The following is a 12,698-nucleotide window of genomic DNA, read 5'->3' as shown; positions in this document are numbered from 1 at the left end:
AGTGCCGCGGCCGAGCTCTCGGGGGCGACGCCGGCGCACAGCTGGGTGAGCAGGTTGACCTCGAACCCCGCGGCGCGTGCGTCCAGGGCGGTGGCGCGCACGCAGTAGTCGGTGGCGATGCCGCAGACGTCGACGTGGGTGACGCCGTTCTCCCGGAGCCAGTCGGCGAGCCTCTTGCCGTCGGTGGTGGCGCCCTCGAAGCCGGAGTAGGCGGCCTCGTGCGCGCCCTTGAGGAAGATCGCGTGGAAGGGCGCCGGGTCCAGGTTGGGGTGGAACGCCTCGCCGGTGGTGCCGACCCTGCAGTGAACCGGCCACGAGCTCACGAAGTCCGGCTTGGTGTTGTGGGCCGCCCAATGGCTGCCGGGGTTGATGTGGTGGTCCTTGGTGGCCACGACGTGGCTCCACTGGGGAGCGCCTTCGTCCTTGCGCTGCCAACGGCGCAGCAGCTGGGCGACGTCGTGCGCCACCCGGGCGCCGCCGGCCACCGCGAGCGACCCGCCCTCGCAGAAGTCGTTCTGAACGTCGACCACAATCAGCGCACGCGTCATGTGCTGCAGCCTAGTGCGTGCCGGGTGGCGCTGAGGCGAGCCGTCGTGCCCGGGCTCCGTCACGTGCGTCTGTGGAACCTGATCCCGCCGTGGGGCAGGTACTCGACGGTGTAGGTGGGGTCGTGGATGTAGTGGTGGTGCTTGCTGCAGAGCAGGCTGCCGTCGGCTAGGTCGGTTCTCCCTCCCAAGGACCAGGGATCGTCGTGGTGGGCTTCGCACCAGGTCGCCGGAACTCGGCAGTTCTCGGCGAGGCAGTAGGGATGGATGAGGGCGAGGGCTCGGTGTTGGGCTGCGCTGTAGAAGCGCTTGGTTCTGCCGAGGTCGAGGGGTTGGCTCTGGCCGTCGAGTACGGCGGGGATGATGCCGGCGTTGCAGGCGAGGCGTCGGGCTTCGCCGGCGGAGATCCTGTCGTGGAAGCCGTCGCGTTGGGTGGTGAGGGTGGCGGTGCCGATCTCGTTGCGGAGCGCGTCGAGGCTGATGGTGACGACGACGGTGGTGGCGTCGCCGCCGTGCAGGGGTAGGCGTTTGGGGTCGAGGGTCTCCAGGAGGGTGTTCAACGCGCGGGCGTTGCGTTGGGGGGTGGAGAGCTTCCGGACGGGGTGCGGCTGGTTGCCGCGGGTGTTGCTCGTGCTGCCGTCGTGGCGGCCGCGACCGCCGGTACCTGCTCGGTCGCAGGCGCAGCCGCAGCCGCTGGCGCAGCCGCTGGCGCTGCTGACGGTGCCGGTGCCGGCGCCGGTGCACGCGTTGTTGGGCCTGCCGCTGCCGCTGCCGCTGCCGCTGCCGCTGCCGCTGCCGCTGCCGCTGCCACAGCCGCAGCTGCTGGCGCCATTGCCGGTCGCGTCGTCGCTGGCTCCGCTGGCTGCGTCGGTGAAGGTGCCGTGGTGGGGATCGTGGCCGGGGCACTCCAGATCCCCGCACGACTCGCCGTAGGTGCCGTCCGTGTCGGGTGCGCAGCCGCAGGGGGCCGGGGTGAGGTGGTCCCTGCGTGGGTTGGTGATCGCGTTCAACGCAGTCGCGAGGCGGTTGGCGCAGCCGTCGGTGAGCAGGCCGCTGATGCGGGTGGTGCCGTCGCCTTGGGGTTTCAGCGTGAGTTGTTGCCGTTCGCGAGCCGAGCGTTCCTCGTCGGCGAGGCGTTTGCCTTCCACGGCTTCGGCGATCTCCGGCGCCACGACGTCGATGATGCGTTTGCCCATCCGGCGTAGGTCGTTGGGCCCGAATTCCTCGGCGTGCTCAACGAGGGTCCGTTCAGCGTCACGAAGAACCGTGGCGTCGAGATCATCCGGCAGTGCATTCAAGGAGCGAGTGATCTCCACCGACTGGGCGAGGTTGACCCGGCCTTCGCGGAGTGCGGCGTGCAGGTGCATCCACCTGCTGTCGAGCTCGCGTGCGGTGCGTAGTTCGCGGGCCATGGTGCCGTGGGCTTGGTGGGTGGCGTGGGCGAGGTAGTCGCCGATGTTCCTCGCCCCATGCGCGTCGGCGACATCGAAGGCACAGGCCAGGAGCCGGTAGTTCAACTCGGTGAGCCGGGCCTGCAACACCGGCGTCTTCAGCAGTACAGCTTGCTTCTCCGCCGTCGTCAGGTAGATCGGCTCAGCGTCGAGGCAGGAGTCGAGTGCGGCTTCGATCGCCAACGTGGCTTGGCAGATCGCCTGCTGACTCAAGGTGAGCGCGTCTGGCTGGATGGTCGCGGTGGGCGGGTCGGTTGGGGGAGTGATGCGTGGCATGGGTGCCTGCGAGTGGCGGGTGTCTCGGGTGGTTCCCGAGCACACGAATCACGCTACGAGTGACCTCCGACACATAACCTCCGGCTGGTTCCGGGCCGGGTCTCCGGCTCCAGGCACTGCGCCAGCAGCGACGGTCGGCCCCGCGCGAGGCGGTGGGTAGGCTGGCAGGGTGAACCCTTTGTTGTCGCTGCCCGGTGCGGTCTCCGGCGACGGCGTGGACGCGCCTGTCGCCGCTCACTACGGATCGTTCAACAACGAGCAACGCGCGTTGGAGGCGGGTGAGGGGTTCGTCGATCTGTCGCACCGCGACGTCGTCCGGATCTCCGGCCCGGACCGGCTCGCGTTGCTGCACTCCCTGACCACCCAGCACCAGGACGTGCTGGGCTCCGGCCTGCCGACCGGCTTCCTGGTGCTCAGTCCGCAGGGTCATGTCGAGCACGCGGTGCTGGGCTCCGACTCCGGTGGCGAGGACGGTGTCTTCACCGGGCACCTCGAGCCAGGTGCCGGCCAGGGGCTGATCGACTTCCTGACCCGGATGCGGTTCATGATGCGCGTCGAGATCGAGAGTGCGACCGAGGAGCTCGCCGTCACCTGGCGTCCGGCCAAGCAAGCCGGGGGAGCCTATGAGGGCTACGAGTTCGTGCCGCGCGACCGGCTCGCGGCCTATGCGGAGGCGGCGGGGCCTGCAGCGGGCATGTGGGCGTTCGAGGCGTTGCGGATCGCCCGCGGCGAGGCGCGCTTCGGCCTCGACACCGATCACCGCACCATCCCCAACGAGGCCGGCTGGATCGGCTCCGTGGTGCACCTCGACAAGGGCTGCTACCGCGGCCAGGAGACCGTCGCGCGGGTGCACACCCTGGGGCGGCCGCCGCGCCGGCTGACCATGCTGCACCTCGACGGCTCCGACAACCGACTGCCTGCCCAGGGCAGCGAGTTGCGCCACGGCGAGAAGGTGGTCGGCTTCGTCGGGACCTCGGCCCGACACTACGAGCTGGGCCCGATCGCGCTGGCGATGGTCAAGCGCAACGTGCCCCTGGACGCCACCCTCGACGCTGACGGCATCCCTGCTGCGCAGGAGGTCGTCGTCGACCCGGAGATCGGGCTGCACGTACGCCCCAACCTGCGCTAGGGCGTGTCTTCCCAACGGTTGCCGTTGCGTGCTTCGGGGGTCGCGCAGCAGGCAATCGCCGTTGGGGAGACACGCCCTAGAAGGTCACGGCGTCGTTGCCGGTGGCCGGGTCAGTGTTGCCGTCACTGCTGACGGTTCCGCTGCCGGTGCCGCCCAGGCCCATCTCCCAGACGTCGAGGACGAGCGTGGGCGGCGGGTTCTCGTCGGGCAGGGTGAAGCTGCAGGTGATCACCGTGTTCGCCGGGAAGTGGTAGTCCACTCCGGTGGCGACCTGGGCGTTGCCGGGCTCGCGACAGATCCACGTGTTCGGGCTGGCCAGGGTCAGGCCGAAGGGGATGGAGAAGGTGAAGGCGAACCGCACCTCAAGTCCGGCCATGGGCTGCGTCGAGGTCGCGGTGAACGGAACGGTCGCCTGCCAGAAGCCGGTGCTGGTCTCCACCATGCTCACCGTCCCGACGCCGAGGTCGGCGCCGGGCGTCGGTGTCGGCGTCGGTGTTGGTGTGGGTGTCGGCGTCGGTGCTGCGCTCGTGGGTGCTGTGGTGGGCGTGGGGTCCGGCGTCGGCGTGCCGGGCTTGGGCCCGGGGGACGGCGACGAGGACGGCGTCGGCGCGGTGACGGTCAACGCGGAGGTGCGGATCACGAGCGGGCGTGACGGTGGTGTCGGGCCGAGGATGCGAGGGCCCTCCGCCGTGCCGGTCGTGGGTTCGGTGCCGGCGTCGTCCGGCTGGGGGCCGGGAGCGCTGGCCGGTGCGCCTTTGGGGCGTGCGGTGAGCGCCAGCGCGCAGACCGCGGCGACCACGGCCAGGACGACGATCGCAGCGAGCAGGCTGCCGAGATTGAGCCGAGGCAGTTGGCCCCACCGGCCGCCCGCGAACCGGGGCCGGCGGCCCCACCGGCCGCGGCCGGCGAGCCGGAGCCATCGACCACCCGTCGTCGTGGAGCCCAGGGTTCCGGCGCTCACGGGCGGCCCGGAGGTCGACCGCTCCGTCGCGTTCGTGCCGCGCGCCGACGTCGCAGTCTCGGCGCCTGCGGGGGAGGGCGTGGCGGCAGCAGCAGTAGCGAGGCCAGCAGCCCCGAGACCAGCCGCAGCCTGCGCAGAGACACTCGCCGCGGTGCCACTGGCCTGCTGGGGCTGACCCGCCTCCTGCTCGGCGGCGGCAGCGAGCGCCGACGCACCTCCGAGCAGCACCACTGGCCACAGGTAGGCGGCCAGGCGCTGGTTGATCCGGTCGATCTCCTGGTAGAGCTCCAGGCAGGTCATGCAGCCGCCGAGATGGCCGCGCACCCGCTCTGCGGCACGGGCGCTGAGATCGCCGCGGACGAACTGACTGAGCCGGTCCCGGGACCACGTGCAGCCGCTGGCCCCGACCTGGGGCAGGTGCTCGCGCAGGTAGGCCTGCTTGAGCCCCTCGCGTGCGCGGTAGATCAGCGAGGAGACGGCGCCTGCGGTCATGCCCAGCTCAGCGGCGAGGTCGGCCGGACGACGGTCCTCGACCTCCAGCTGCCAGAGCACCTGGCGCCAGGCCGGGGGCAGCGAGGCCAGCGCTCGGGCCGCGCGGTCACCGGCGACGTCGCTGACCTGTCCGGGGTCCTCGCTCGGCACGTCGAAGAGCCAGTCGCGGTCCGAGGCGGTCTCCTCGGTGATCGGAGCGCGCAGGGAGCGTCGGTGCAGGTTGCGCACGCACGCATAGACGTAGCCGGCGAAGTTGGTGCTCGGCCCGCCGCCGGCCCGGAGGGTGGCCAGCACCGCTGCGAACGCCTCGGCGGCAAGTGCCTCCGGATCTCCGTCCGGAGCCAGGGCGCGCGCCAACGACCGCGCCGCGGGCAGGTGGCGTTCGTAGAGCACGCCGAAGGCGTCGTTGTCGCCTCCGCGCACCGCCTCGATCAAGGCGGCGTCGTCGTTCCCCTGCTCCGTCGATGACGAGTTCGCGGTCGAATCCACCGCTGATTCCAATCAGTGCGCTTGTTTCCCCCAAGCGCGCAGAAGTCTGCCATGGGGAGATCGGGGCTACTGGGAATCTACAAAGGACGCAGGCGCCTATGACCTGAGTCACATTCGCGGAAATGGCGTCAGATCCCGGCTGCGGACGGCTCTTGGCCTAACGGACAAGAAGCACCGGTCGAGAGATGGAAGCTGATGAGAAGAGTTCTGGCAGCGGTTGCTGCGGTGTTCGTCGCGATGATGAGCGCCGTCCTGATCGCCACCCCCGCACATGCACACCACACCACGGTCACCGGCAGCGTCGCCTGCGGGACAGGCGGAGCCTGGGTGATCACCTGGCGCGTCGAGAACTGGGACGGGGCGGGCACCGCCACCGTCACCGGCTCCAGTCGCGTCGTGGTGCCGACGGGCACCACGATCGGCAACGGCGCCGCCAAGACGTTCACCGAGACGGTGACGTCGGCCGCGACCATCTCGCTCGGGGTGGACGCGCGCTGGAGCAATGGGGCGACGGCGTCCAACTCGGGACGGGTGCTGGCCTCGGCCTTCCCGACCGACTGCGCACCGCCCGACGTCGAGGTGACTGCCGCTGAGCCGAGCGTGGTCGACCCGACCTGCGCCGCCGACGGCCGGTTGGTGGTTCCGGCGGACACCGCCGGTCTCCGCTACACCCAGAGTCCGGCGGGCAGCGGCCCCGGCACGTACACGGTGACCGCGACCGCGAAGCCCGGCCACATCCTGGTCGGCACGCGCTCCTGGACGCTGACCGTCCGGCCGCAGCTCTCCGGGCGCGAGTGCCTCACCGAGGTGACCCCGGTGGCGCCCAGCGTCCAGGTGATCGAGGGCTGTGGGACGTACGGATCGGTGACGCTGCCGCAGACGGTCGGTGTGCGCTACGAGCTGGTCGAGGGCGACGGTCGCGAGGGTGCGTGGAAGGTCGTGGCGACGGCGCTGCCCGGCTACGTGCTGACCGACGGTCTGGTCGCAGTGTGGTCCGGTGACCTGGGGGAGCGCACCGAGTGCCCGGTCGTGGTGACGCCGGTGGCGCCCAGCGCCACCCTGGTCTCTGCGTGCGAGACGCCCGGCTCGCTGAGCCTGGCCGAGACCGAGGGCATCGCCTATGAGCTGGTCGCCGGCGACGGCCTCAGCGGACTGTGGGAGGTCGTCGCCACGGCGCTGCCGGGCTTCGTGCTCGCCGAGGACGCCGTGGCCAGCTGGAGTGGTGACCTGGGTGCGTTCAAGGAGTGTGGCGTGCTCGGCGAGGAAGAGGAGGCGCCCGGTGACGACCAGGAGACCGGGGGCGACAAGCCGAAGCCGGCTGCCGACGTCAAGGGGATCCAGGAGGAGCGCGAGACGGTCTTGCCGAACACCGGCGCGAGCGCTGCGCTGGCCCTGACCGGTGGGCTCAGCCTGTTGCTGCTGGCGGCGGGGACGCTGCTGCTGCGCCGTCGCCCGACCGGCCTCGGCTGAGGTCATGAGCTCCCGTTCGCCCTCGAGAAATCCCCCACTCGAGGGCGAACGGGTCCGGTTCGGACGACTAGTCCGGAAAGGATTTCCTTTCCAAACTGCGCCACGATCGGCAGGGGGAGCCGTCTCTCCTACAGGGGGCGCGTCGTTGGGCGCGAGTAAGGGGACAGCAATGAGAACTCTGCGGGAGGCTCGGTGGCGAGCCGCGGGGCTGGTCGGACTTGCCGTCAGCGCCATCGTGATCGGCGTGGGTCCGGTGCAGGCGCTCGAGGAGGGCGCCGCGTCCGGGCGCGTCGTCACTCCGGTAGCGCCCGAGGCGCATCCGATCTCCGGCTGTGGGCGCTACGGCTTCCTCGGGATGCTGGGCACCGAGGGCGTGAGCTACCGCCTCGTCGAGGGTGACGGTCGTCAGGGCCAGTGGCGCGTGCAGGCGACGGCGTCGCCCGGCTACCGGCTGGCGTCCGGGGCTCCGAACGAGTGGAGCGGGGATCTGGGCCGGCATGTGCGGTGTGCGACGAGCGGCTCCGGGAACCAGGCGGCAGCCGCGCCGGCGTCCACCTCGCCGGCGGAGGTCGAGGGTGTGGAGGGTGAGGGCCTGCTCTCCGAGCGTGGCGAGCGGGTGGTCCAGGGGATCGCGATCGTCATGGGCGGCGTTGCCCTGGTCTGCGGCGTCGTCCTGGTGGTCCTCGATCGGCAGAGGCGGCGCGCGAACTGAGCATCTCGACGGCGTACCTTCGCCCACTGTTCGCTCGTTGTCGCTACCGTGGGGTACAACCCGCGATAGGTTTCAGTCGCACGTCGTCGTTGGAACGGATCGGTAAATGGCTCTTGACTCTGCAGTCCGCCCCTGGGGGTCGTGGCACGTCATCGACGACGGCCAGGGCTACAAGGTGAAGCGGATCCACGTGAAGCCTGGGCAGCGGCTCAGCTATCAGACCCACCGGCACCGCTCCGAGCACTGGGTGGTGATCTTCGGGATCGCCACCTGCGTGGTCGACGGCGAGACGGTGGTGGCCGGTCCCGGGCAGTCGATCGACGTGAGCGTCGGTCAGGCGCACCGGATTACCAACGAGCACGCCGAGGAGCTGGTGATCATCGAGGTCCAGCACGGCGCGTACACCGGCGAGGACGACATCTGCCGTCTGGAGGACGACTACGGTCGCCAGGACGCGAGCGCCGTCAGCGCATGAGACGTCGCTCCCGCAGGGAGCAGCAGAAGGGGCCGCGATCACCAGATCGTGGCCCCTTCTGCGTTGGTCGGCTTGAGCTCAGCGGTAGTGGCAGACGTAGTCGAGGGCCTCGGTGACTTCGATGTCGAAGCTGGAGTCGCCCGGAACGTCGAAGGACTGGCCGGCGCCGTACTCCGCCCAGGTCTCCTCGCCGGCCAGCCGGATCCGGCAGTGGCCGGCGTTGATCTCCATGGTCTCCGGTGCTGCGGTGCCGAAGGTCAGGCTGGCTGGGAAGATCACGCCGAGCGACTTGCGGGTGCCGTCGGCGAAGAGGACGGTGTGGCTGACGCACTTGCCGTCGAAGTAGACGTTGGCCTGCTTGACGACACTCACCTGATCGAACTGAGTCATGGCGAAACCCTATGCCCGCGTGCGGGTGGTGGAATCATGCGTCCATGCGCGTGAAACACCAGATGGTCCAGGGCGTGCCGCTTGCCTGAGATGCGTCGGGCTCCGATGATCCTGCTCGGGGCGTACCTGGTGGCGGTGGCCTTTGCGGTCTTCCAGCCGCAGCCGGAGGCAGCGGTCGGCGCCGTGGTGTGGGTCGAGGAGGCGCTGGTCTCGTGGGGACTCTCCGAGACGTTGGTGTCCGGAACCCGTGTCGAGTTCGTGCTGAACGCCCTGCTGTTCGCGCCTATCTCCTTTCTGGGGCGCTGGGTCTGGCCGAAGCTCCGCTGGACCGATTGGGTGGCGTACGCGTTCGTGGGATCGGTCGCCGTCGAGCTGACCCAGGGACTGCTCTTCCCGGATCGGTCCGCGCAGTTCGTCGACGTCGTCTCGAACACGTCGGGCGGCTTGATCGGTGCGGTGGCTGCCGCACTGGTGACACGCCTGAAGGTCCCGGCCACGGGGGCGGTGGACTAGTCCAGTGCTCACGGCGCGGCTATGGGATACCGCGGACGGGTGGGTGACGGGAGGCCTAGAATCCGTGGCTGGACTTTCGTGCACGCGCAGTGGGGATGAAGAAGTGAACGTGGCAGGTACGACGCCGATCCTGTTGTCGCCCCCCGACGTCGGAGAGCTCGAGCAGAGCTACGTGATGGCGGCGCTGCGCTCCGGGTGGGTGGCGCCGGCAGGGCCGGACCTCACCGCGTTCGAGGAGGAGGTCGCCACCCGCGTCGGCGCGGCGCATGCGGTCGGGCTCTCGTCGGGGACGGCTGCGCTGCATCTGGCCCTGGTCTCCTGGGGAGTCGGGCCGGGGGACGTCGTTCCCGTCTCGACGCTGACCTTCGCAGCCACCGTGAACGCGATCCGCTATGTGGGCGCGGAGCCCTTCTTCGTCGACGCCGACGAGGAGTCAGGCAACATGAGTCCGGCCCTGTTGACACGGGCCGTGGAGCGGCTGCGCGCCGAGGGTCGACGGGTGCCTGTGATCATCCCAGTGGACCTTCTCGGCAAGTGCGTCGACTACACCGCCATCCAGAAGGCCGCGGCGGACGCCGGCGTCCGCCTGCTGTGTGACGCTGCCGAGTCCTTGGGAGCTGGTCACTCGGGCCGGCCTGCCGGGTCCTTCGGCGACGCCTCGGTGGTGTCGTTCAACGGCAACAAGATCATGACCACCTCGGGCGGCGGGATGCTGCTGACCGACGACGGCGCACTCGCTGCGCACGTGCGCAAGCTCTCGACCCAGGCGCGCGAGCCCGTCGCGCACTATGAGCACACGGAGGTCGGCTACAACTACCGGCTCTCCAACATCCTGGCGGCTCTCGGGCGCGCGCAATTGACGCGACTGGACGCGATGATCGAGCGTCGTCGCGGTTGGCGGCGCCGCTACCGTGAGCTGTTCGCCGACCAACCGGGGGTTCGGGTGTTGGGCGGCGCGGACGACTCCGAGGACAACTGCTGGCTGACCGCGATCATCGTGGACCCGGGCGCCTCGTCGTGGACTGCTGCCGAGCTGGGTGAGGCATTGACCGCCCAGCAGATCGAGACCCGTCCGGTCTGGAAGCCGATGCACCTGCAGCCGGTCTGCGCCGGGATGGACGGCGTCATCGACGGCACCGCGGAGCGCCTCTTCGACCAGGGCCTGACCCTGCCCAGTGGTTCGGCGCTGAGCGACGAGCAGTTCGAGCGGCTGGCGAGCGCCATCCGCGAGGTGGTGCAGCGGTGAGGGCCTACGACCCGATCAAGCGAGTGGTCGATGTCCTGGTCGGCGGGCTCGTCCTCGTTGCGTCGTTGCCGGTGCAGGCCCTGTTGGCGCTGGTAGTGCGTCGCAAGCTGGGATCGCCGGTGCTGTTCCGTCAGCAGCGCCCCGGCAAGGACGGCGAGGTCTTCGAGCTGGTGAAGTTCCGCACCATGGTGGAGGTGGACGAGTCCCGGGGGCTGGTCACCGATGCGCAGCGACTGACGCCCTTCGGCGCCTTCCTGCGCTCGACGAGCCTCGATGAGCTGCCGACGCTGTGGAACGTTGTCAAGGGCGAGATGAGCCTGGTCGGTCCACGCCCGCTGTTGGTGCGCTACCTGGACCGGTACACGCCGGAGCAGGCCCGTCGTCACGAGGTGCGCCCGGGTGTCACCGGGTTGGCCCAGGTGAGCGGACGCAACGCGATCACCTGGGACGAGAAGTTCGCCAAGGACGTCGAGTACGTGGACCGGCGGAGCCTCAGGCTGGACGCGAGCATTGTGTGGCGGACGGTGGCACAGGTGGTGCGGCGGGATGGGATCGCTGCGGACGGCGAGGCGACCATGGGCGAGTTCGAAGGGGTCCAAGCATGACGCGTGACCTGGTGGTGATCGGGGCTGGCGGGTTTGGCCGTGAGGTTCTCGACGTGGTTGATGCGATCAACGCGAGCACTGATGCGGCATGGTCGGTGAGGGGCGTCGTCGACGATGCTCCCTCGCAGGAGAATCTCGAGCGGCTGGCGAAGCGCGGAGTGACCTACCTCGGGGGCTCGGCGGAGGTACTGGACAGCCAGCCGGCCGCATACGTCGTGGGCATCGGGTCGCCTTCCGTCAGGACGAAGGTCGCGCTCTCCTTCGACGCGGCGGGCTGGTCAGCCGCAACGCTGATTCACCCGACGGTGACCCAGGGCTTCGACGTCACGATCGGCGCAGGAAGCGTTCTGTGCGCTGGAGTCCGCCTGACCACCAACATCCGTCTTGGCCGTCACGTGCACGTCAACCTCAACTCCACGATCGGTCACGACACCACGATCGAAGACTTCGTCAGCATCAATCCGCTGGCGTCGATCTCTGGCGACTGCACGATCGAGTCGGGTGTGCTGGTCGGGGTGGCAGGCATCGTTCTCAACGGGCTGCGGATCGGCGCCGACTCAACCGTGGGCGGAAGCGCGTGTGTTGTGAGAGATGTGCCTGCGGAGACGACCGTCAAGGGGGTGCCTGCTCGTTGATAGACCTGGGACGGCGCTCAGCGGGGCCCGAGGCAAGGCGGCACCTCTGGATTGTCAACCACTACGCAGCGCGGCCGGGAGAGGCGGGGCAGCGCCACTTCTCCCTCGCCGCGGCGATGCGTCAGCACGGCTGGTCCACCTCGATCCTCGCCTGCAGCGTCCAGCACTACACGGGTGATCAGCGCATGCATGGCTGGCGCCTGCAGAAGACCGAGGAGCACGATGGCGTCGTCTTCCGGTGGCTGCGCGGCCCGCGCTACGCCAGTAACGGTGTCGCCCGGATTCTCAACATGGTCGGGTTCGCTGTCCTGGTCCTGTTGCCGCGCTCCACGCACCGTCTGGCTCGTCCTGACGCTGTCATCGGGAGCACGGTCCACCCGCTGGCCGCGCTGGCCGCGTCCCGGCTGGCCAGGCGTCACCGGGTGCCGTTCATCTTCGAGATCCGAGACCTATGGCCGGAGACATTGATCGAATTGGGGTCGTTGCCCCGTCACGGCGTGGTGGCTCGCCTGATGCGGCGGCTCGAGCGTCATCTTTGTGATCGTGCAACCACGGTGATCACCACCATGCCGTTCGCCGCTGACTATCTGGAGGAACAGGGCGTCGACCGGGGCAAGGTCCGTTGGATCTCCAACGGCGTGTGGGTCGACGAGTTCAGCAGCGTCGTGACGGAGAAGGGCGAAGACAACGACGAGGGCCTGTCCTTCGTCTACCTCGGCGCCCTCGGTCACGCCAACGCCGTCGATCAGCTCATCACGGGCTTCGTCGCGGCAGACCTGCCCTCGTCGGCGACGTTGAGCATCATTGGGGCTGGGCCCTGCCGCAAGGACCTCATCGACTTGGTGGACGAACTCGACGCCGGTGGACGAATCGCGATCCATGAGGCTGTGGCACGGACGGAGGTTCCGGCCCTTGCCGGCGATGCTGACTGCCTGGTCGTAGCGCTTCGCGACTCGCCGCTCTATCGCTTTGGGATGAGCTTGAACAAGCTCTTCGAGTACATGGCTTCAGGACGGCCCATCCTCTGTGCGGGCACAGCGCGGGGCAACCCACTTGAGACATCTGGCGGTGCGATCGTGACCGGAGCGGACGTCGAGGCAATCGCCGTCGGCCTCACCCGGATGGTGCAGCTCACCCCAGCGGAGCGAAGTTCGATGGGGCGATGCAATCAGCGCTTCGCCCGTGAACACTTCGACTTCGACCACCTGGGTGCCGATCTGGCACAGCTCCTCGACGCGGCGGTGGCGTAGTGGCCGCCGACGTGCAGATCTCCGTGGTCGACTACGGAGTCGGCAACCTCGGTTCGGTC

At 69.4% G+C, this 12,698-nt stretch carries 13 protein-coding genes; 9 read left to right on the top strand and 4 right to left on the bottom strand.

The window, feature by feature from the left end:
- Both ABD151_RS15120 and ABD151_RS15115 read right to left on the bottom strand, forming a co-directional pair.
- The coding region (locus tag ABD151_RS15120) for an isochorismatase family protein (RefSeq protein WP_343995600.1) at positions 1-548 on the bottom strand (548 nt) is incomplete at its 3' end.
- Between the two features lie 59 nt (positions 549-607).
- Positions 608-2,272, bottom strand: a complete 1,665-nt coding sequence (locus ABD151_RS15115; RefSeq protein WP_343995599.1) for an HNH endonuclease signature motif containing protein — start codon at positions 2,270-2,272, stop codon at positions 608-610.
- Positions 2,273-2,441: 169 nt separating this feature from the next.
- Between ABD151_RS15115 and ygfZ the strand changes: the two genes are divergently transcribed.
- Positions 2,442-3,401, top strand: a complete 960-nt coding sequence (gene ygfZ, locus ABD151_RS15110; protein ID WP_343995598.1) for a CAF17-like 4Fe-4S cluster assembly/insertion protein YgfZ — start codon at positions 2,442-2,444, stop codon at positions 3,399-3,401.
- 76 nt (positions 3,402-3,477) lie between these two features.
- On the opposite strand, the gene ABD151_RS15105 is transcribed toward ygfZ, so the two are convergent.
- Entirely contained in the window at positions 3,478-5,343 is a 1,866-nt protein-coding gene (locus tag ABD151_RS15105; protein ID WP_343995597.1) for a sigma-70 family RNA polymerase sigma factor, read from the bottom strand.
- A gap of 195 nt (positions 5,344-5,538) precedes the next feature.
- Between ABD151_RS15105 and ABD151_RS15100 the strand changes: the two genes are divergently transcribed.
- The 3 genes from ABD151_RS15100 (at position 5,539) to ABD151_RS15090 (ending at position 8,000) form a co-directional block, all read left to right on the top strand.
- A complete protein-coding gene (locus ABD151_RS15100) occupies positions 5,539-6,813 on the top strand; it encodes an LPXTG cell wall anchor domain-containing protein (protein WP_343995596.1) in 1,275 nt (424 codons plus the stop codon).
- Between the two features lie 169 nt (positions 6,814-6,982).
- Entirely contained in the window at positions 6,983-7,525 is a 543-nt protein-coding gene (locus ABD151_RS15095; RefSeq protein ID WP_343995595.1) for a hypothetical protein, read from the top strand.
- 106 nt (positions 7,526-7,631) lie between these two features.
- Positions 7,632-8,000 carry a phosphomannose isomerase type II C-terminal cupin domain gene (locus ABD151_RS15090; RefSeq protein WP_343995594.1) on the top strand — a complete coding sequence of 123 codons (369 nt, stop codon included), beginning with the start codon at positions 7,632-7,634 and terminating at the stop codon, positions 7,998-8,000.
- A gap of 78 nt (positions 8,001-8,078) precedes the next feature.
- Here ABD151_RS15090 and ppnP read toward each other — a convergent pair whose 3' ends face one another.
- Entirely contained in the window at positions 8,079-8,390 is a 312-nt protein-coding gene (gene ppnP, locus ABD151_RS15085) for a pyrimidine/purine nucleoside phosphorylase (protein WP_343995593.1), read from the bottom strand.
- 105 nt (positions 8,391-8,495) lie between these two features.
- Between ppnP and ABD151_RS15080 the strand changes: the two genes are divergently transcribed.
- The 5 genes from ABD151_RS15080 (at position 8,496) to ABD151_RS15060 (ending at position 12,639) form a co-directional block, all read left to right on the top strand.
- The gene (locus ABD151_RS15080) at positions 8,496-8,903 is read left to right on the top strand and encodes a VanZ family protein (RefSeq protein WP_343995592.1); all 408 of its coding nucleotides are present in this window, start codon (positions 8,496-8,498) and stop codon (positions 8,901-8,903) included.
- Between the two features lie 109 nt (positions 8,904-9,012).
- Positions 9,013-10,149 carry a DegT/DnrJ/EryC1/StrS family aminotransferase gene (locus ABD151_RS15075; RefSeq protein ID WP_343995591.1) on the top strand — a complete coding sequence of 379 codons (1,137 nt, stop codon included), beginning with the start codon at positions 9,013-9,015 and terminating at the stop codon, positions 10,147-10,149.
- Positions 10,146-10,754, top strand: a complete 609-nt coding sequence (locus ABD151_RS15070; protein WP_343995590.1) for a sugar transferase — start codon at positions 10,146-10,148, stop codon at positions 10,752-10,754. The genes ABD151_RS15075 and ABD151_RS15070 overlap by 4 nt, the downstream gene beginning before the upstream one ends.
- Positions 10,751-11,389, top strand: a complete 639-nt coding sequence (locus ABD151_RS15065) for an acetyltransferase (RefSeq protein ID WP_343995589.1) — start codon at positions 10,751-10,753, stop codon at positions 11,387-11,389. Before ABD151_RS15070 ends, ABD151_RS15065 begins: the two co-directional genes overlap by 4 nt.
- The gene (locus ABD151_RS15060; RefSeq protein WP_343995588.1) at positions 11,332-12,639 is read left to right on the top strand and encodes a glycosyltransferase family 4 protein; all 1,308 of its coding nucleotides are present in this window, start codon (positions 11,332-11,334) and stop codon (positions 12,637-12,639) included. Before ABD151_RS15065 ends, ABD151_RS15060 begins: the two co-directional genes overlap by 58 nt.
- Positions 12,640-12,698 lie beyond the last annotated feature (59 nt).

It is taken from the genome of Nocardioides dubius (assembly GCF_039528155.1).
In the GTDB taxonomy this organism is placed as follows: Bacteria; Actinomycetota; Actinomycetes; order Propionibacteriales; family Nocardioidaceae; genus Nocardioides; species Nocardioides dubius.
This window is presented reverse-complemented; position numbering and strand designations above follow the sequence as displayed.

Coding starts and splice junctions, on each gene's coding strand:
- ABD151_RS15115 (WP_343995599.1), bottom strand. CDS start 2,272: ATGCCACGCATCACTCCCCCAACCGACCCGCCCACCGCGACCATCCAG.
- ABD151_RS15100 (WP_343995596.1), top strand. CDS start 5,539: ATGAGAAGAGTTCTGGCAGCGGTTGCTGCGGTGTTCGTCGCGATGATG.
- ABD151_RS15095 (WP_343995595.1), top strand. CDS start 6,983: ATGAGAACTCTGCGGGAGGCTCGGTGGCGAGCCGCGGGGCTGGTCGGA.
- ABD151_RS15090 (WP_343995594.1), top strand. CDS start 7,632: ATGGCTCTTGACTCTGCAGTCCGCCCCTGGGGGTCGTGGCACGTCATC.
- ppnP (WP_343995593.1), bottom strand. CDS start 8,390: ATGACTCAGTTCGATCAGGTGAGTGTCGTCAAGCAGGCCAACGTCTAC.
- ABD151_RS15080 (WP_343995592.1), top strand. CDS start 8,496: ATGATCCTGCTCGGGGCGTACCTGGTGGCGGTGGCCTTTGCGGTCTTC.
- ABD151_RS15065 (WP_343995589.1), top strand. CDS start 10,751: ATGACGCGTGACCTGGTGGTGATCGGGGCTGGCGGGTTTGGCCGTGAG.